Origin of the sequence: Psychrobacter sp. R86515, from assembly GCF_042466315.1 — a bacterium.
Lineage (GTDB): Bacteria > Pseudomonadota > Gammaproteobacteria > Pseudomonadales > Moraxellaceae > Psychrobacter.
Map to the genome: position 1 here is coordinate 1,182,812 of NZ_JAXHCC010000001.1, position 19,833 is coordinate 1,202,644.

At 43.9% G+C, this 19,833-nt stretch carries 10 protein-coding genes; 3 read left to right on the forward strand and 7 right to left on the reverse strand.

Annotation, left to right across the window (positions count from 1 at the left end; translation table 11 throughout):
• Window positions 1–90: 90 nt before the first annotated feature.
• The gene (gene mutS, locus SJY28_RS05050) at window positions 91–3,216 is read right to left on the reverse strand and encodes a DNA mismatch repair protein MutS (RefSeq protein ID WP_379543680.1); all 3,126 of its coding nucleotides are present in this window, start codon (window positions 3,214–3,216) and stop codon (window positions 91–93) included.
• Between the two features lie 455 nt (window positions 3,217–3,671).
• Between mutS and secA the strand changes: the two genes are divergently transcribed.
• Together secA and SJY28_RS05060 are read left to right on the forward strand one after the other, a co-directional pair.
• Complete coding sequence (gene secA, locus SJY28_RS05055; RefSeq protein WP_379543681.1) at window positions 3,672–6,473, forward strand: preprotein translocase subunit SecA; 2,802 nt, start codon at window positions 3,672–3,674, stop codon at window positions 6,471–6,473.
• A gap of 241 nt (window positions 6,474–6,714) precedes the next feature.
• Window positions 6,715–7,248, forward strand: a complete 534-nt coding sequence (locus SJY28_RS05060) for a hypothetical protein (protein WP_379543682.1) — start codon at window positions 6,715–6,717, stop codon at window positions 7,246–7,248.
• Window positions 7,249–7,372: 124 nt separating this feature from the next.
• Here SJY28_RS05060 and SJY28_RS05065 read toward each other — a convergent pair whose 3' ends face one another.
• From SJY28_RS05065 to SJY28_RS05085, 5 genes are all read right to left on the reverse strand, one after another.
• A complete protein-coding gene (locus SJY28_RS05065) occupies window positions 7,373–7,939 on the reverse strand; it encodes a YsnF/AvaK domain-containing protein (protein ID WP_379543683.1) in 567 nt (188 codons plus the stop codon).
• Window positions 7,940–8,186: 247 nt separating this feature from the next.
• The gene (locus SJY28_RS05070) at window positions 8,187–9,035 is read right to left on the reverse strand and encodes a DUF2382 domain-containing protein (protein WP_379543684.1); all 849 of its coding nucleotides are present in this window, start codon (window positions 9,033–9,035) and stop codon (window positions 8,187–8,189) included.
• 397 nt (window positions 9,036–9,432) lie between these two features.
• The gene (locus SJY28_RS05075) at window positions 9,433–10,614 is read right to left on the reverse strand and encodes a thiolase family protein (protein WP_057758226.1); all 1,182 of its coding nucleotides are present in this window, start codon (window positions 10,612–10,614) and stop codon (window positions 9,433–9,435) included.
• A gap of 109 nt (window positions 10,615–10,723) precedes the next feature.
• Window positions 10,724–12,064, reverse strand: a complete 1,341-nt coding sequence (locus SJY28_RS05080; RefSeq protein WP_379543685.1) for a homoserine dehydrogenase — start codon at window positions 12,062–12,064, stop codon at window positions 10,724–10,726.
• Between the two features lie 418 nt (window positions 12,065–12,482).
• A complete protein-coding gene (locus SJY28_RS05085) occupies window positions 12,483–13,337 on the reverse strand; it encodes a DsbC family protein (protein ID WP_379543686.1) in 855 nt (284 codons plus the stop codon).
• A gap of 405 nt (window positions 13,338–13,742) precedes the next feature.
• Here SJY28_RS05085 and SJY28_RS05090 point away from each other — a divergent pair, with 405 nt between their 5' ends.
• Entirely contained in the window at window positions 13,743–14,684 is a 942-nt protein-coding gene (locus SJY28_RS05090) for a DUF808 domain-containing protein (RefSeq protein ID WP_379543687.1), read from the forward strand.
• A gap of 116 nt (window positions 14,685–14,800) precedes the next feature.
• Here SJY28_RS05090 and SJY28_RS05095 read toward each other — a convergent pair whose 3' ends face one another.
• Window positions 14,801–18,985, reverse strand: a complete 4,185-nt coding sequence (locus SJY28_RS05095) for an Rne/Rng family ribonuclease (RefSeq protein ID WP_379543688.1) — start codon at window positions 18,983–18,985, stop codon at window positions 14,801–14,803.
• Window positions 18,986–19,833: the final 848 nt, after the last annotated feature.

Sequence of the window (19,833 nt, forward strand, 5' to 3'; positions counted from 1 at the left end):
CTTCTAAATTAAATCAACTATAGGGGCTACATAGAATAGTTGGAAAATAAAGCGTATTTTAGCGCCTTTACTACGCTTTGACAATTCCCTTTAATGACTAATGATTTTCTTAAGATGATAAAGTAAATCATGCGCTTGCTTAGGTGTCAGACTATCAGGGTCAATTATGCTCAGCTCATCTTGCAAGCTAAATAGCTGATTTTGTTTTGGATTGTTCAATGTGTCTGCCGCTTGAGTAGTATGACTTACTTCTTGATTGAGAGTAGCATCATTATAACTATCTTCCCGTTTATCCTTTACTGACTTAGCTAATTCATTTTTATCATCAATAGTTTTTGCTTTATCTACGGTTAAATGGTCTGACTGTAAGTTGTCTGCTAAATAGCGCTTAGCATCCTCTAGCACTTGGGTGGGAATACCAGCCATTTTTGCGACATGCAGCCCAAAGCTAGAACTCGCTGCGCCATCTTTAATTTGATGCAATAACAATAATTGACCATCGACTTCACTGGCTGCTACATGAACGTTACGGATATCGGCATGATGAGTTTTGCCACTCTCTGGCAAGCCTTCAGCCAATTGCGTCAGCTCAAAATAATGAGTGGCAAATAATGTCAGGCAGCCAATCTCGACTAGGCGATTGACACAGGCATGGGCAATGGCCAAACCGTCAGTAGTGGCAGTACCGCGTCCGACTTCGTCCATTAATACCAGTGATTTATTCGTTGCTTGATTCAAGATATTGGCTGTCTCAATCATCTCTACCATAAAGGTCGATTTGCCACCAGCCAAGTCATCAGCTGAACCAATACGGGTAAATATGCGATCGATATCACCGATATGCGCATGCTCAGCTGGCACAAAGCTGCCGCAATGCGCGAGCAGTACAATCAGGGCAGTCTGGCGCATATAGGTAGATTTTCCACCCATATTAGGGCCAGTAATCAGAAGTAATCTTTCAGGGTGTCCTTCATCAGCATTGGCGCTACCTAGTGCACAGTCATTGGCGACAAATTGGTTTGTACTTGATGAATTACCGTTCCTGCTGTTCGCGTTCGTTTGATTTAATGCCGCTTCGACCACGACGTGACGACCTTGACGAATATCAATGTTGGTTTGATTTTTGGCCACCGATTCGTTTTGGTCTTTTGTATGTAGCCCCATGATTGGGCGCTGCCAGTTATACGTCATGGCAAGCTGGGCCCAATTGCTTAGCACATCTAATTGGGCGATAGCCGCGCTAAGCTGTTGTAGGTCAGCCAAGTGTTGGTTTAATTGATTTAAGAGCTCTTGATATAGCTGTTTTTCACGAGCCAACGCTAAGGACTGGGCACTTAGATATTCTGTCTCGACTTCCTTTAGCTCATCAGTGATAAAGCGCTCACTGCTTTTAAGCGTTTGCCGACGGATAAAGTGGGCAGGGGCATTATTCGCCTGCATTTTGGGCAATTCAAAATAGAAGCCGCTAACTTTATTAAAGCCAACTTTTAGACTCGGTAATTGGTTGTCTTGACGTGCGCGCTCTACCATCTCGTCTAGCGTTACCTGAATATTGTCATGCAAGTGGGTAAGACGATCAAACTCTTCATCAAAGCCCGCTGCTAGCATTCCTCCATCGCGGATATGCGCAGGTGGTTCAATGACAATAGCGCGTTCGATTAATTCGGTGACGGATTGAACAGCAGGTAGTTGATCTGGCAATTGCTGCATCAGCATTGGTAACAGGCCAGCGTTTTCATGACTGATGCCTGATGCTGTCAATAAGGTAGTAAGCTGGGCGCTACTATCGATACCATCGGCAAGCTTGCGCAAGTCACGGGGTTTGGCACTCATTAACCCGATTCGACTGCTGATTCGTTCAATATCGCCAATAGTCTTCAGCGTTTCTCGTAAACGTGTAACCAGTAAGCTATCTTTTATATCTTGTTTTGACTCAATTGAGTCACTCTCTGGGCTTAGCAAACAGGTTATCGCATCTAGACGCATATTGATACGTGAATGCTGACGCAGTGGACGCTTCATTTGCTGCACGAGTAAACGCTTGCCCATCGGGGTCTGACAATGATTCAGCACAGATATCAAAGAAGTGCCATTGCTACTAGCAGGGGTAAATAGCTCGAGGTTTTGTTGGCTGTTAGCATCGATAATTAGGTAGTCATCGCTGTACTCGACGATGAGTTGGTTCACTTGTGGCACGTGGCGTTGCTGAGTTTGACGCGCATAGTGGATAAGTGCAGCGCAGCTGGTTTGCGCAAGTGGAGCCTCAGCAATGCCCAACCCATCGAGACGCTGAACCTCGAACTGCTGACAAAGCGTGTCACTGGCATGCTCACGATGAAAGTCATTGGCAGCGACTTCTATAATAGGGCAGTCCAGATTTTGTCGTAACCACAGTAGCCACTCTGAATCATTGCTTCCAATGCTGCCACCAATACTATCGCTGAGTGCTTCACTAATGATGCACTCACTAGGCGCAAAACGTGCTAATACAGTAAGCATTTGAGTTTGCAGACCATCTATATCGTTTTTATCTGCTATCAATGTCTGGGTAGTCAGTGTACCCGCAGCCAAATCCATCTGGCTAACGGCTGCTTGTAACGTCTGGCTATTGTCTTGCGTTTTCATAGTCGCAATATCGATGGCGACCACAGTCGGCGTATGATTAGGTGCAATTAACGCATCATCAGTAATAGTACCTGCGGTAAGCGTTTTAACCACTTCACGGCGCATGATGCTACCAGCAGCAGATTTACTTTTGTCTTTCTTTTGCTTGTCGCCCATTGCAGGGACGTTGGCCTTGTCACTAGCATTGCCAGTTGTTGACTCGTCAATTTGTTCGCATACGACTACTGTCTGACCGGCAGCGATTAAGCGTGCCATATAGCTATCGGCTGCATGAAACGGTACACCCGCCATAGCTATCGTATTGCCTGCTTTATCCGTACCACGGTGCGTCAATGTGATATCTAATATTTGCGCCGCCCGCTTAGCATCATCAAAGAACAGCTCGTAAAAGTCACCCATCCGGTACAAGAGCAATGCTTGTGGATAGTTGGCTTTCATGGTTAGATATTGCACCATCATCGGTGTATGGTCTGCTAGGTTATAGACGGTATCGCCTATACTTAAGCAGTCAGAGGTCTCTTGTTTTGATAAGGGTTTTTCTGATGAATTAGGCGTTGACGACTGATTTTGTACAGATGGTTTTACGGTCATGCAGAGTCTCTTATAGTGCTTTAATGAGTGTTAATAAGTATTTTGTGATAGAGATACTAAAGGGTTATTTGTCTTATGTACGAATTTGATAGATAGCTTTGGCTTTATTAAGAAGCTAGTCACTTGTAGATAAATGGCTCCACGACAAATTTTGAGCCAAGATGCAGTGGTAGCAAACGTATAAAAATCAAACCGCGACAAACAAATAAAGTCGCTGAAAAAGCTAAGAAATTTAAGAAGGTATTCGCTATTTTAACACGTCCTACTAGGTTTTTACTGTGGCAAATATCTACTCGCTGCCCTTGTATCCATCAGCGTCATAACCATATATAATGACGGCACACTTAATTGGGCGATACTAAATTAGGTAGTACTTAGTCGGGTGATGACAAGGCAGAGAGCTAAGCTTTGGCTAATGCGCACTAATTATCGAATATTCCATAGGTCAAAAAATTATGTTATCAAAGATTATAGGCAGTGTGGTTGGCACTAAAAATGACCGCGAATTAAAACGCATGCGTAAAGTGGTCAGCAAGATCAACGCACGAGAGGCTGAAATACAAGCCCTGTCTGATGAGCAACTACAACAAAAAACTGAAGAATTTAAAGCCAGACATCAAAAAGGCGAAAGCTTAGATGCGTTATTGCCAGAAGCATTTGCTGTCTGCCGCGAAGCATCATTACGTGTCAACGGCATGCGTCACTATGACGTGCAGCTGATCGGTGGTATCACCTTGCACGAAGGTAAAATCGCTGAGATGAAAACTGGTGAAGGTAAAACCCTAATGGGAACCTTGGCCATGTACCTAAATGCGATCAGCGGTAAAGGGGTTCATCTGGTCACGGTCAACGATTATTTGGCCGCCCGTGATGCTGAGCTAAACCGTCCGTTGTTTGGGTTTTTGGGTATGACTGTTGGTGTGATTTACTCACAGCAGCCACCACAAGAAAAAATCGAAGCTTATCAAGCTGACATTACCTATGGTACCAATAACGAATACGGCTTCGATTATCTGCGCGATAACATGGTGTTTAGTCTTGCTGAGAAAAAACAGCGCCCGCTAAACTTTTGTATTATCGATGAAATTGATTCAATCTTGATTGATGAAGCTCGTACGCCGCTTATCATTTCGGGTCAAGCTGAAGATTCTTCACGCATGTACGCGCTGATTAATACGATTATTCCTGTGCTGATTCGTTCAAAAGATGAAGAAGCAAACAAGAACAATGAAGAAGAAGACTTCTGGATTGATGAAAAGAATCGCCAGATTGAGATCAGTGAAAAAGGCTATGAAAAAATCGAGCGCTTCTTAATCGAAGTGGGCGAGCTGGGTGAAAACGAAAGCTTATATAGCCCAAGTCGTTTGCCACTTTTGGCTCACGTTCAAGCTGCCATCCGTGCGCATCACGTATTTGTCAAAAACGTTCACTATATCGTGGATGAAGGCGAAGTGGTCATCGTTGATGAAAATACAGGCCGTACCATGCCTGGTCGTCGCTGGTCAGAAGGCTTGCATCAAGCAGTCGAGGCGAAAGAGAACGTTGAGATCCAAGCAGAGAACCAAACGCTTGCCACCACGACATTCCAGAACTACTTCCGTTTATACGACAAGTTATCTGGTATGACGGGTACCGCTGATACTGAAGCTGCCGAGTTCAAATCTACTTATGATCTAGATGTCATCGTGATTCCAACGCATGAGCCGATTGCTCGTATCGATATGGATGACCAGATTTTCTTAACTAAGTTAGGCAAATACAAAGGCATCATTCGCGAAATTAAAGAAATTCAAGCCAAAGGCGCGCCAGTACTGGTTGGTACAGCGACGATCGAGGCTAGTGAAGAGTTGTCTTACTTGCTTGACCAAGAAGGCGTTAAGCATAACGTCTTAAACGCCAAGCAGCATGAGCGTGAAGCAGAAATTATTGCACAGGCAGGTAGCCCAAAATCAGTCACAATCGCCACCAACATGGCGGGCCGTGGTACGGATATTATCCTTGGTGGTAACTGGCAGTCGTTTATCGAAGATATCGATGCGGTTAGTCCAGAGGAGATGCAGCGTCTAAAGTCTCAGTGGCAAGTCAAACATGACCAAGTTGTAGCAGCTGGTGGTTTACATATCATCGGCTCTGAGCGCCATGAGTCACGTCGTATCGATAACCAGCTACGTGGTCGTGCTGGTCGTCAGGGTGACCCTGGCATGTCACGCTTTTTCTTATCGCTCGAAGATGATCTGATGCGTATCTTCGCAGGCGATCGTGTGGTCAATATGATGCGTGCGATGGGTCTCAAAGAAGACGAAGCCATCGAACATAAAATGGTCTCTAAATCGATCGAAAATGCGCAAGGCAAAGTTGAGAGTCGCGATTTTGATGCCCGTAAAAACCTATTGAAATACGATGATGTTGCCAATGAGCAGCGTAAAGTTATCTATGGTCAGCGTGATGATTTATTAGCAGAGATGGACTTATTAGAAGCCATCGAAGTGATGCATCATGAAGTGTATAACGCGATGATAAATCAGTTTATTCCGCCTGGCTCTATTGATGATCAGTGGAATATTGACGGCTTAGAAGACGAGTTAGAAGACGAATTCAAAATCTCAATGCCGATTAATGATTGGTTAGATGAGGATCGTCGTCTGGATGAAGAAGGGCTGCGTGAGAAAATCGTTCAAACAGCGATAGATCGTTATCATAGTCGCCGTGAGCAGATGGGTGAAAAGGACGCCGCTCAGCTTGAGCGTCATTTCATGCTACAGAGTCTAGATAAGCATTGGAAAGAGCACTTAACGCAAATGGATCAGCTACGTAAAGGGATTCATTTACGTGGTTATGCACAGAAGAACCCTGAGCAGGAATACAAGCGTGAGTCGTTTGAATTATTCCAGATGATGCTTGGTGCGATTAAGTCTGAGACCGTACAAGACTTGTCACGTGTGCATATCCCAACCAAGGAAGAGCTGGAAGCATTAGAAATTCAGCAACGTGAGAACGCTGCCCATATGCAAATGCAGTTTGAGCATGACGATGTAGATAACTTGGATAGCAATGCGAGTGGTTCAACTGCTCAGCCGCAACCACAAAGCCGCACTCTAAACAGTGGAGCTGCCGCAGCTGGTGTTGGTGCTGCTATAGCAGGTAACGGTAGTAATGCTAATGAACCAAACCCATATGCAGGTATGAATATCAGTCGTAATGCAGCGTGTCCTTGTGGCTCAGGTCTTAAGTACAAGCAGTGTCATGGTAAAATCTAGTCGTTAATCATAGCAAGTTAATAGCTATGTATTGAACTGCTATTAAAGAGAGCCTTTATCTGAAAAAGCCCTTATCTTAAGTAGATAGGGGTTTTTTTATATCTGTTAGATAACTTATGCACACTTAAAACTTGCTAGACTAAGTCCAACAAACACTTTGTATTGATTACTTACAAATTCAGCATAGGCGTGAATTTATGGACACGCTATAGTGTTTAACATATTTATTTGGGAGAGTGTCATGAGTGTAGAATTCTTAAAAAAAGTACGCAGCTCAGTAGTTTTAATAAGTTTGTTGGCTAGCGCCTTGACGGTCAGTGCTTGTCAGCAACAGGCAGAGCCAGAGTCGGGAATGGAAGACGGTGCTAATACAGAAGAGTCCGTTCCAATGTCAGCGGAGCCTGCTGAACCTAGCGATGTCGTCGTCGATACTGAAGATGCTTCACTTAACGAAGTAGAAGGTGATACCACCGCTTCAGTAAACAGCGGCGTGATGCAGATGTCGTATCTATGTACACCTGAACTAAAAGTTGAGGCGACTTATAAAGAAGATGCCAATCAAGTTGTTGTCGCAACTGACATGGGTACAGTAACGTTGAACCAAACCAATGAAGGTAGTAATCCTGAAGTGTTTGAAGTGGCGACCGCAATTGATGGTGGTCAAGGCTTTACACAATGGCGCGTAGGGCACGAAGCTCGTAAAACTGGCGTCATGCGTACTGCTGGTGCAGATGAGTCAAATGTTAATACATTTGAGTGTAATGAAGCCTCATAGTTGGTCTGCAATACTTAGCAGGTAATAATCATTAAAAAAGCAACGCTAAGATAGCGTTGCTTTTTCATGTTGTGAAATAATCTTTATCAATCATACAATTTCGTAGTGGCTAAACTATCAGCGCTTATTTTAACGGAGTTGGATCAGAACCATGAGCCAATAGACCTTCTTCAGTCACATCTAACTCTTCATGCTTGAGCTCTACTTGAATGCTGTCAGTATGTACATGGGTGCTCTTATTGATTTCGATGTTTTGAATAGCGTAGGTGTCTTTGGTAATAGTAGCCACTTGGCGAGATAGCACAATATCAATCGGCTCATCGCCAATCTCGATTTGTTTACCATTAATGGTCACTACAGCTTTGCTATCTAAAGAAGGCTCGACGTGGCGCAATATGTCTTTGTCATCGTAATTACCAGAGAGTAAGTCTTGGCTCTCTGCGTCATGGTACTCAGTACGAATGGTGATATATTCTTCTACTAACTCAATTGGCACTTCGACAGTCTTAGTACGTGAATGCTTGGTGACGGTCACTTTACCCACATCCAAGCGTTCTTTGTTAATCACAGGACGTTCTTCTAATAGCTCTAAGTGTCCAACATTAACAGTATTATTCGTCTGCTTCGTTGAGATATTTTGTTCTTTATCTAAGTTATCTTGGTAAAGGCTGTTTCCATTTTCAGTAGTCATTATTATTCCTTTATAATTATAAAATGATGAATTTCTAATAATTTCAAACGTTATATGTTAATCAACCACATATATTAACTAGCTACATTGAATACTATAAACCATTAGCTCATGTTATGAATACAAAAAAGACCAGAGACATGCTCTGATCTTAATGGCTAAACATATGAGTTTAGCTAATTATTACTATCATATTTAACTAACGATATAGGAAACTTACGTCGTTAAACTATGACTTATTAGCATATTACATGCCGCGAGCACGGCGCACATCTTCTGCTGTGATACCATCACGATCTACTAAGTTACCTTCACGGTCTACTACGTTGCCGTCGCCATCAACATCTAGCTCTTCACGTTGAATAGTCTCAATCAAAGTTTCAGTGTGATGATCAGTCGTCTTGCCCACGTTTACTTCTTCAGAAACATAGGTTTCTTTGCTGACACGAGCACGTTCAGCTTGTAGTTCGACTTCAACTGTTTCAGTAGCATCGAGATCGCCGATTCGACAGTCTGTTGGACGATCTACGCTGGTACGTTGAATATTGGCATGTTCTTCTTCTAGATCTACATCGACATTACGCTCTTCAGTGACGACATGCTTACCCACTTTTACTAGACCAGCAACGATACGGTCTTTGTTGACTGTCAGACGCTCTTCTAATAGCTCTAGTGTATTTGGTGCATCGTAAGAGTGGTCTGCAATATCAACGCGATCTTCTACAGGGAGTGTATCGGCGGTAAACGCTTGACGATCTCTTTCATACTGCTCTTTATAGCTGTACTGGTAATCGTGATCGTATACTTCCATGGCTTCTACTTGTGTTTTGGTCAAGCTATCAAAGAAGACGTCATCACCAACGATACGTGCTAGACCTGCTGGTACTAGTACTTCTTTTGAACTAAACCAACCACCTGCGTCTACGATTAAGTAGCGGATACGACCAGTAGTGTCTTCGACTAGAGCGCCTTCGATTTTACCGATTTTCTCTTCATTAATGCCATAAGCAGTTTTGTGCGTTGGGTCATAATAGTCATCACCAATCAAATCTTGATGAGTAGCTTGAATATCTTTTAAACGGATTAGTTGACTCATTGTTATATTCCTTTTTTGCGAGTTTATTTTTTATAATGTAATGGTTGATGTTGTTATTAATTTTTAGTAAAACCATATTTATTACAGTTAACAGTGAAGAAAATGAATAGCTTCCCTATCAACTTGTAGCTATCCTAACACCGTGATTTTTGATGAGATATATGAGCAAGGTAGCAAAGTGTGCGCTTGCAGTAATTGCGTGTAATAGGCTGTAAGTGGCATAACATAGGAGGGGGTAGAAGTTAACGAGTCTTTACACACAGTAATATTCAACATTCATCGAAAGAAAACAGACACAAAAAACCGCATTACCATTAGCAATGCGGTTTCCCAATAAACAATAATTATCTAAGTATTATTTAGCTAACTTACTTTAAGTCAGTTAGACCTGCTTTATTTAAGCAAGTTCAATAGCAACAGCTACCGCTTCACCACCACCGATACATAGCGTTGCGATACCTTTTTTGCCACCAGTACGTTTTAGAGAGTTGATAAGCGTAATCAGAATACGAGCACCTGAACAGCCTACTGGATGGCCAAGGGCACATGCACCGCCTTCGATATTTACTTTAGCATGATCAAGTTTCAGCTCGTCCATCGCAGCCATAGTAACCATTGCAAAGGCTTCGTTAATTTCCCATAGATCTACGTCATCTACTGACCAGCCAGCACTTGATAGTACTTTTTCAATGGCACCGATTGGCGCGATGGTAAATTCGCTTGGGTGACGTGAGTTTGACGCAGTAGCAACGATACGAGCTTGATAATCAAGACCTTCAGCTTTCGCTTGTGACTCTTTCATTACTACGACGGCTGCAGCACCGTCTGAGATTGAGCTGGCGTTTGCGGCAGTAATCGTACCATCTTTAGCAAATGCTGGACGTAAAGTAGGAATGCGATCAGCATTAGCAAGGGCAGGTTGCTCATCGGTATCAACAGTTTGCTCGCCTTTGCGCGTTGCAAACGTAACAGGCTCGATCTCATCTTTAAAGTGGTTGTCTTTGATAGCAGTCAGCGCACGGTTCAATGACTCAATAGCAAACTCATCCATTTGCTCACGTGTATAGCCTTTTTCATCGGCCATTTCTTGAGCAAACATACCCATTAGCTTACCAGTATCAGCATCTTCTAGGCCATCTAAGAACATATGGTCTTTGACTTCTTTGTGACCCATACGATAGCCGCCACGTGAACCTGGCATGATATACGGTGCATTGGTCATTGACTCCATGCCACCTGCAACAGCGACGTTGAAGCTGCCTGCCTTGATACCATCATGCGCTTGCATGACTGCTTTTAGGCCTGAACCACAAAGTTTATTGATTGTGACAGCACCAGTCGCATCCGGTAGACCTGCTTTACGCATGGCTTGACGGGCAGGGCCTTGACCTAGACCTGCCGTCAAGATACAACCCATAATGACTTCATCGACACTGTCAGCGCTAACACCTGAGCGTTCGACAGCAGCTTTGATAGCGGCGGCGCCCAGCTCGGTAGCACTCATGTCTTTTAGTGCGCCTTGAAAGCCACCCATTGGTGTACGTGCGCCGTTTAGGATTACAATTGCATCATTTGACATCGTTATTATTCCTTGTTGTGCGTTTTGATTAAGTATCTACCAAGAAATCAGATGCCGATTGGCTAGCTTTTGCTTATATTATAAGCATCTGTCTTCTTCAGTATGTGGTTTATGCTAGCTCATCCAATCGTATGCGTACTACTTTATCAGTAATGGTCTCTAACTTTTCAATTTTTTCGATAGCGAGATTCATCTGACTCTCGACCACAGGTAGCGTCAGAATAATCACCGGCACTTGACCTACTTTATGCGCAGGCTTTTGTAAGATTGCATCGATATTGATACCGGCATCACTTAGGATGCGCGTGATATCTGCTAGTACGCCTGGGCTATCATAAGCATGCACACGCAAATAATAGCCAGTTACCATCTGATCGGCACGCAATATAGGCGTGTCTGATAGCTGGTCAGGGATAAATGCTAAATGCGGGACATGATGTCCAGTGTTGCTCTGATCGTCGCGGTCTTTGCTACCCAGTACACGAACCAAATCCATGACATCGGCCATCACTGCAGAAGCAGTTGCACCAGCACCAGCACCATCGCCGCAATAGAGCGTCTGGCCAAGTGGATGTGAGTTGACCAGTACTGCGTTTTTCACACCATTGACGTTCGCCAATAGCGCATCTTGTGGAATAAGTGTCGGGTGTACGCGTAGTTCAACCCCTGCGTCACCATCGTTTTCGCTATCACGGCGTACTGCAAACCCTAAATGCTTGATACGGTAGCCAAGCTCTTCGGCATAGTTCACGTCTTGCAGGGTAATACCAGTAATACCTTCACAGTAAACTTTATCAAACTGTAGCGGGATACCAAAAGCGATAGAGGCGAGTAGCGCCAATTTATGAGCAGCATCAATACCTTCAACATCAAAAGTAGGATCTGCTTCTGCGTAACCTAACTCTTGCGCTTCGCTCAATACGTCAGCAAAAGGACGACCCTTATCGCGCATTTCGGTCATGATAAAGTTGCCAGTACCGTTTATGATACCCGCGAGCCAGTCGATTTTGTTGGCAGCCAGTGCTTCACGCATTACCTTGATAATTGGAATACCGCCTGCAACCGCTGCTTCATAAGCAACGTGTACATTGTTTTCTTCAGCGAAAGCAAAAATCTCATTACCGTGCTCAGCGAGTAGAGCCTTGTTTGCCGTAACCACATGCTTGCCGTTTTTAATGGCCTGCATAATGACGTCTTTAGCTAAGGTGGTACCACCAATCACTTCGATAACAATATCGACGTTGTCGCTTGCGGCAATTGCCATCAGATCGCTGTTTTGCATGATATCGGCATCAATATCATCACGCTGACGACGTGTACCGACTTCGGTAATAATAATGTCGCGTCCGCTACGGCGTTTTAGCTCATTTAAATTGTCATTGATCAGATTGATCACGCCCGTTCCGACGGTGCCCAGACCAAGTATCGCTAGTTTGATGGAATTACTCACAGTATCCTCAAGAGGTTAAATACAATGAAGTCAGGATAAGCGGTAACAGCATCAAATAAGTCTGCGACATCAAACAGAATATCTGTGCGCATTGTTTAGTGCTGCCTGCCTATCTACTTCATCATAGTTGAATAAAAAAAGCTCAAATAAAAAGGGTGTTGCTCATTTTGCATCGCGCTTTATCGTATCATACCGACAAGGCATTGTGACGTCTATACAATCTCATAAAAGCCAATATTCTGAAGGTTGACGTCATAAAAGCCAATGTTATAAAGACAACGTCATCAAGGTTATATCAGCTTACGATTATAAAAAAGCAGTAGCTTCAATCTTGTTTGGCATATGTATATGTCATTTATGCTTGGTTACTCATATTAGTCGCTCTAATATGAGTGACTAATACTGATAACTCATATTATTAGTTAGCGCCTACTGCTTGTGCCAATTCTGCTGCAGGCAAGTAGCCACCTACTTGTTGTCCTGTCTCGGTAAACACCGCAGGCGTACCGCGCACGCCAAGTCTTGAGCCTAGAGCCATATGTTCTTGTACAGGGTTGGCACAGCTAGGGGCTTGTACGTTAGCACCGATTTTTGCTTGATCCATCGCAGCTTTACGATCCTGACTACACCAGATAGCTTCCATCTTTGGTACAGACTCTTGACTACGTGGCCATGCCAGATAACGAACCTCGATACCGCGCGCATTGATATCATCCATTTCTGAATGTAGTTTGCGACAGTAGCCACAGTCTGCATCGGTAAAGGCATAGATGACGGCTTTAGTTTCGCCTTTCGCTGGATAAATCACCATGTCTTTTTTATCGACGGCTTTTAGCGCTTCTTGTGCTGTCGTAGCAACCAATGCAGCACTGATATCGACTGGATCGGCATCACCCACAGCGATGATCTGACCTTGAATAATATGCTTGCCAGCTTTATCAGTAAAGAAAGAAGGTAGACCTTCAGCGGTCACCCAATAAATACCATCCATATCTGTCGGTACAGCTGAAACGATAGTTTCCTCGATACCAGAGCTTTTTAGGTTCGCCTGTAACGCCTTCACCACGGTTGTATCATTACCAGCTGAAGGCTTAGTAGCATTGGATTTTGTCTGTGCAGCGTTTACAACACTGGTATTGCTGGTTGCATCAGCGGCATTGTTTGAGCAGCCAGCAGCGATACCAACCAGCAGCGCACTCATCATAAAACGAGATAGAACGGTACGAGAAAGAGGATTACGCAAGGTGGTATTTTTGATAGTGGGGAACGGCATACGGGTTTCCTATAGGCGTCGCGCCTAATCATGAGTTCGTTATAAAAAGCGCTATAAACTTTTCTATATAGTAATGTGTCTTGGCAGTGTTTTAAAGGTCTAACATTGAAGAAGTTTTTATAACTTATTGATAATAAAAGATAGGTAGTAATAGCCTTCATATTACCATATTTACGCCAAATAATAGCGAACGGAAGGCAGCCAAGAAGTATCAATAAAGCCAACTTTAAAGAATAGCTATCAACATAAATTCAAAAAACAAGATACATTTGTGCTATTTAACATAGTTGCTTGAACTTGTAGTCTAAGGCTAATCGCATTGTTTTTATAAAAATCTATATAAAATGCGTTGTATAAACTATTTGAGAACGACTTACTTTAACAAATTTGCTTTAAGGAGCACACATGGCAGGTGCCAGTTTATTAACCTTACTCGATGACATCAGCGTCTTAATGGATGACGTGAGCGTCATGACCAAAGTTGCCGCCAAAAAAACCGCGGGCTTAGTTGGTGATGATTTAGCACTCAATGCCGAGCAGGTCACAGGGGTTAAGCCAAATCGTGAGCTCCCCGTCATTTGGGCAGTTGCCAAAGGCTCTGCCGTGAACAAAGTGATTTTAGTACCAGCGGCGCTATTGATCAGTTATTTTATACCGTGGTTGATTACTCCGCTATTGATGATCGGAGGGTTATACCTGAGTTATGAAGGGGCTGAGAAGGTCATTCACAAGTTTTGGCCGAAGTTGTTGCCTCATGATGAAGAGCAAAATGCTCGTTTAAAAGCCAACGCAGATGAGTCGGTAGATTTGGTCGCGTTTGAAAAGGACAAAATCAAAGGTGCCATACGTACAGACTTTATCTTATCAGCTGAGATTATTGTTATCTCTTTAGGCGCAATTACAGCAGCTGGTGGCGATATTGTCCAAAAAGGCATCGTACTTTCGATAGTGGCTGCTGTCGTGACCGTCGGTATTTACGGCTTAGTTGCAGGCATCGTAAAGATTGATGATGCGGGTCTGCATTTGATTGAAAACTCACAAGCAGGTGATAGTAAGCGCAAGTTTGGCGAGTTTATGCTTGCAGCTGCGCCAAAGCTTATGAAGTTTTTATCTATAGCGGGCACGATTGCGATGTTCTTGGTGGGCGGCGGTATTATCGTTCACGGTATCGGCTTTTTGCATCACAGTGTAGAAGACATTGCCCATCTTACTGGGGTATTTGAAGGGTTAACCGCGTCATTGTTAAATGGATTGGTCGGACTGATTGTTGGCGTTATTGTGGTTGCTATTGTTACTACTATTGGCAAAATGCGTGGTAAAGATGACACAGCGTCTTCTGCGCACTAAGCTTATCTGCTTTCTATTGTCTCTCGTTTGAATTAGCAAGTAAGTTTGACTGTATCAAAATAAAAAGCCCCATAGCTACGAATAGCTTTGGGGCTTTTACATTTGAGCTTATATGACTAGCTGTCGCTGTCTACATCATCAGATGCGAGCTTTTCAGCCTGCGTCGGCTTCTTATGCTCCGTCTTAGGCTTACGACTGCGCGCCTTTGGTACTTTTGGCGTAGTCAGATTGAACATACCGGTCTGTGGTAGCAATTGCTCAGCCACATTTTCGATCATGTTTTTATAGCTGGCTATGGTCGTCTTAGACTTAGCTGCCTGACTGTCTTCTTTGCTAGCTTCTTTAATAGTTTCTTCTACTGCCGATTCAGTCGTCTGCTCAGTCTCTGCAGTTATGTTTTCTAAAGTATCTTCTACCTCATTGACAGTTTGCTCTGTAGAGGTTTCGACTTCTGCATCCTTAGCTTCTGACTGAGCGCGCTCGACTTCTAGCAATTGCTCACTATCAGCACTGACGTTTTCTGTCTGTGTCTGATTGGCGAGGGCAGTCGCTTCAACGTCATGCGCATCGACTTCGCTATCGGTTTGCTCAGTGATAGCTGGTTCCGCGTCACTTACTTGTTCAGCAGTTACGCTCAATACAGCGGGTTCCTGATAATCAGGGTGCTGACCGCGTGGATCGTTGCTAGCACGCTTAGTGATAGCATGTGGCTCAACGTCTGTCTTACCTTGCGCTGCTGCGAATTGACTGACAGCTTGGGTCATCGATTCAAAGCGTGCAAGGTAGTCGGCAGCCAATGGTTGATAGCCATAGTTGCTAAAGTCAAAGCTCTGGTTAGCAGCATCAGAGCTATTATCAGCACTCTGAGCTTGCTCATTATGTAACGCAATAGTCGCAATAAAGCAGTTGATAATGCCTTCTTCTGCTAAGCGCGTTTGCGCCTCTGGTAGCGTGGCACGAATAAACTCACCAACCGTGCCACGTATTGCTGGAACATTAGTAGCAGCTGGCTTATCCGCTTGAGCGGCTTGCTGAGCGAGTACTACACGTGGATCGTTACTCGCTTGACCAAATTTCTCAGCAGTCACGTAACGTGCGCCAAATAGTGCTTCATGGGTTAGCTCAAGTGCTGAGTTACTTACATTACTTGTGCTTGCACTATTACTATCAGCCTGAGTATTTTGAGCTTCATCACTCTTACTCACATTTTCAGCAGTCTTGGTTTCCTGCTGTTTTGGAGTCTGAGTTTCTTTAGCTTCCTCTACGTCAGCAGTTACTGACGTTGGAACTTCCGCTTTACTTTCGGTGTTACTCGTAGAAGTCGATGGTGCCTCTACAGCTACAGGTGCTTTTTTCTCTTCAGCAGCCTGCTCATGCTTAGGTACATCGTTTTGCACCTTAGCTTGTTCGGCAGATGCACGCTTATCATCATTTACCTGATTAGCATGGGTTTCCACCGTACTTTTTTCGTTATCATTTTTCTTAACAGCATTCGAAGCACTGGTGTTTTGCTTATCAATGTTCTGCTCATTGCTACTGTGCTTATCAGTAGGTTTTTGAGCAGCTGTTTCGTTTGAACGCTCATCTTTTGCTACGTTATTTGTCGCGCTTCGCTGCTCGCTAGGCTGAGTTTTGGCCTGTGTTGATTTGCTATCATCTAAAGATAGATGCACCACTTCAGGCGCCTTTAGCTCAGTTGGCGCTTCATTAACCTGTAGCACGACCTCGTTAGGGTCCTGATTACGGCGCGCACTATGCTGATTTTTGCTATTGGCAGCATCGTTATTTCTAGCGTTCTGCTGCTTGCTGTGCTTAACGCTGTCAGCCGTTAGTGTTTCACCGCGTTCTAGCTTACCGCGTGAACCGCGTTGGCTATGCGATTTACGCTTAGTACGAGTTTGCTCATCTGCTTTAGAGCTGTTTTCGTTATCAGTATCACTGCGCTCGCTTGCGTTACGATTGCTGTTCTGTTGATTGTTATCTTGGCGGTTATTACGATTGCGATCGTTCGTACGTCTGTTATCGTTCTGACGCTTGTCTTGCTGTCTTTGGTCTTGAGTATCAGACGATTTGTCATCAGCACTGTTTGAGTTAGTACTTTCTGAGCTACTGTTTACGTTGCCAGTATTCTCGTCAGTTGTCTCTTTTCTTTGACGCGGTTTAGAAGATCTAGACTTACGCGGCTTACGTCTTCTTCTGTCTTCATTGCTGCTGTCGTCAGTATCGCTGTCATTGCGACGCGCCTGTTGACGATTAGCATTGTTATCTGACTGTTGACTGTCGTTTTTCTGACTGTTGCTTTGTTGAGTTGGCTGCTCACTAGTTGCAGCGGCACTATTCAATGCATTGCTATCAACTTGTCCAAACGAGCCTAAGCTTTGCGCGCCAGTATTTACTAGTGCTTCGATTGCTTCAGCGGCATCACGACTACTAACGCTAGGTGTGGTTGTGGCTTGCGGCGCTTGAGCGAATAGGTTTGATAACCATGCAACGGCTTTTGGTTGAGCAGTAGCTTCCACACTCTGTGTCTGCGGCGCTACTGGAGCGGCAACACTAGCAGTTTTATTGGCTTGCGGTGCATGTGCAGGCGACACATCGTTGGTATTTTTATGATTACGACGATCATTGCTATGATTTACCGTATCGTTCTGCGCTTGCGTGGCTGCATTCTGCTGCGTGTTTGAGCGGCTCTGCTTATCATCTGCAGCTTTACGAGGCTGGCGAGTAGGTTGCTGTTCAGGACGCTCTTTTTCAGCAGTCTGCCAGTCAACGTTGTAGCCAAGGTCACTGTGCTCTTGTTGCTGAGTATCAGTGATACGCTCATAGCTCGATGGTGCAAAGCCATCACGGTTGAAATGGAGCTTGAAGTTTGGTGATTCTAAATGCGCGTGTGGCAAAATAGTGATACGCGTGCCACTGTCTTGCTCAAGATAGACCAAGCTATCACGCTTCTCATTTAATAAGAACGCTGCGATGTCAGTCGGGACTTCTGCCTGTACTTCACCTTGACGTTCTTTAAGAGCTATTTGCTCAATTTGACGCATAATAGATAGCGACAATGAGCGCAAGTCACGAATCATACCGTTGCCATGACAACGTGGGCAAATATAGCCAGTTGACTCTTCTAGTGAAGGACGTAGACGCTGACGGCTCATTTCCATCAAACCAAACTTAGAGATATCACCAAACTGAACGCGCGCACGGTCATATTTGGTCGCGTCGATTAGACGTTTTTCTACTTCTTTTTGATGCTTATTGTCATTCATGTCAATAAAATCAATGACGATCAAACCACCCATATCACGCAAACGAAGCTGACGAGCAATCTCATCAGCTGCTTCTAAGTTGGTATGGTAAGCGGTCTCAGCAACGTCTGAACCTTTGGTTGACTTAGCTGAGTTAATATCGATAGAGACTAATGCTTCTGTTTGGTCAATAACGATTGAACCACCTGATGGTAGACGAACTTCACGCTGATAAGCGGTTTCGATTTGTTTTTCGATATTGAAGCGCGAAAACATCGGCTCATAATCGGTATATTTGCGTAGCTTTTCGGCTTGTTTTGGCATTACTGCATCGATAAACCCAGCCGCTTCAATATAAGCGTTTTCGTTATCAATCCAAATCTCAGCGATATCATCACGCAGATAATCACGAACAGCACGTGTGACAACGCCCGCTTCTTGATGAACCAAGCGCGGCGAAGGGTATTTTTGATTTTGTTCTTGAATGGCTTGCCAAATGTTGAGCAAGTGATTTAAATCGTGCTGTAAATCTTCTTGAGTTTTACCAATACCAGCAGTACGAATGATAACACTCATGCCTTTTGGTAAATCAAGATTGCTAAGCATACGCTTCATGTCTTCGCGTAGCTTGCCTGAGATTTGACGTGAGATACCGCCACCACGAGGGTTGTTTGGCATCAATACCAGATAGCGACCTGCTAATGAGACATACGTCGATAGGGCAGCGCCTTTATTGCCGCGCTCTTCTTTTTCGACTTGGACGATTAGCTCATCGCCTTCTTTGATCAGTTTTTTGATGTTTTCGTCACGTGGATTGCCGCTTAGGTATTCAGCAGAGATTTCTCGAATCGGCAAAAAGCCTTGGCGCTGAGATCCATATTCGACAAATACCGCTTCAAGCGATGGCTCGACACGGGTCACATGACCTTTATAAATGTTAGATTTTTTTTGCTCGCGAGTACGGTTTTCTAGGTCGAAATCGTACAGGTGGTTGCCTTTACATAAGGCGACACGAATCTCTTCGTTTTGAGTGGCGTTGATCAAAATGCGTTTCATATTTGTATCCTATGAGTACGCACGACAACGATAAGACAGTCTTTAGGACATAGTGGCAAGTGTGGCTAATATTGTGATTAGCGTGTGTAGATATTCATTAACGGTAGAACGTAAATCGTGGGTTTATAAAGCACATGGGCTTTTTCAATGGCTTCTTTTTTACCTGAAGTAATGAGCGGCGCTCACGTTAATATCAGTAATATAGGGTGTAAGGCTACGGTACTTATATTTTATCATTAGTAAACTTGGTACATATATGATTGGGTCAGCGAGTCAAAGCGCTCTTATTTTCAGTACGTTCTATTGGTAGTGATTTCAGCGCACGTTGTAAGCGTGAGCGAGGGTCAGTTACAGTTCTAAAAAATACTGATATTAAAAAGGCATGGTGCTGTTGCCATTCATCCATCAAAGTCTAACAATAATATCGCGGTCATGATTGCTACTATATAGTGGCGTCATTCAGCAGTTGTTTATTCAGGCGAAGCAATTGGTTACTCTTTGTTTATCGTTCTTTGTATAACGTCAATAATATCTTGGGTGTCTCAAGGTTAGGTGTCGCAGCTTTTGTTATCAGCGGGGCGTACTTGGCAAACAGAGTAATGGACCAGCTTGTCAGCGTGGTATCGTATTTACATTGTTATCGTCATCTGTTTGACCACCAATACATAGGCAGCTATCGATATACTTTTCGATCCTAACGCTAAACTACCCATACTTGCTCAACTACGCTGGCATAAAGAACCATCAGATAAATAGTCATTAGATAATGATTGATTATCGAGTACGGTCATTGTCATGCAATTAGTGAGTCAGTGTTGTGTTGTAATCGGTTAATAAACAGACTTATG

Bases quoted from the DNA above. Each gene is read 5' to 3' on its own strand.
- mutS (WP_379543680.1), bottom strand. From the start codon at position 3,216: ATGACCGTAAAACCATCTGTACAAAATCAGTCGTCAACGCCTAATTCA.
- secA (WP_379543681.1), top strand. From the start codon at position 3,672: ATGTTATCAAAGATTATAGGCAGTGTGGTTGGCACTAAAAATGACCGC.
- SJY28_RS05060 (WP_379543682.1), top strand. From the start codon at position 6,715: ATGAGTGTAGAATTCTTAAAAAAAGTACGCAGCTCAGTAGTTTTAATA.
- SJY28_RS05065 (WP_379543683.1), bottom strand. From the start codon at position 7,939: ATGACTACTGAAAATGGAAACAGCCTTTACCAAGATAACTTAGATAAA.
- SJY28_RS05070 (WP_379543684.1), bottom strand. From the start codon at position 9,035: ATGAGTCAACTAATCCGTTTAAAAGATATTCAAGCTACTCATCAAGAT.
- SJY28_RS05075 (WP_057758226.1), bottom strand. From the start codon at position 10,614: ATGTCAAATGATGCAATTGTAATCCTAAACGGCGCACGTACACCAATG.
- SJY28_RS05085 (WP_379543686.1), bottom strand. From the start codon at position 13,337: ATGCCGTTCCCCACTATCAAAAATACCACCTTGCGTAATCCTCTTTCT.
- SJY28_RS05090 (WP_379543687.1), top strand. From the start codon at position 13,743: ATGGCAGGTGCCAGTTTATTAACCTTACTCGATGACATCAGCGTCTTA.
- SJY28_RS05095 (WP_379543688.1), bottom strand. From the start codon at position 18,985: ATGAAACGCATTTTGATCAACGCCACTCAAAACGAAGAGATTCGTGTC.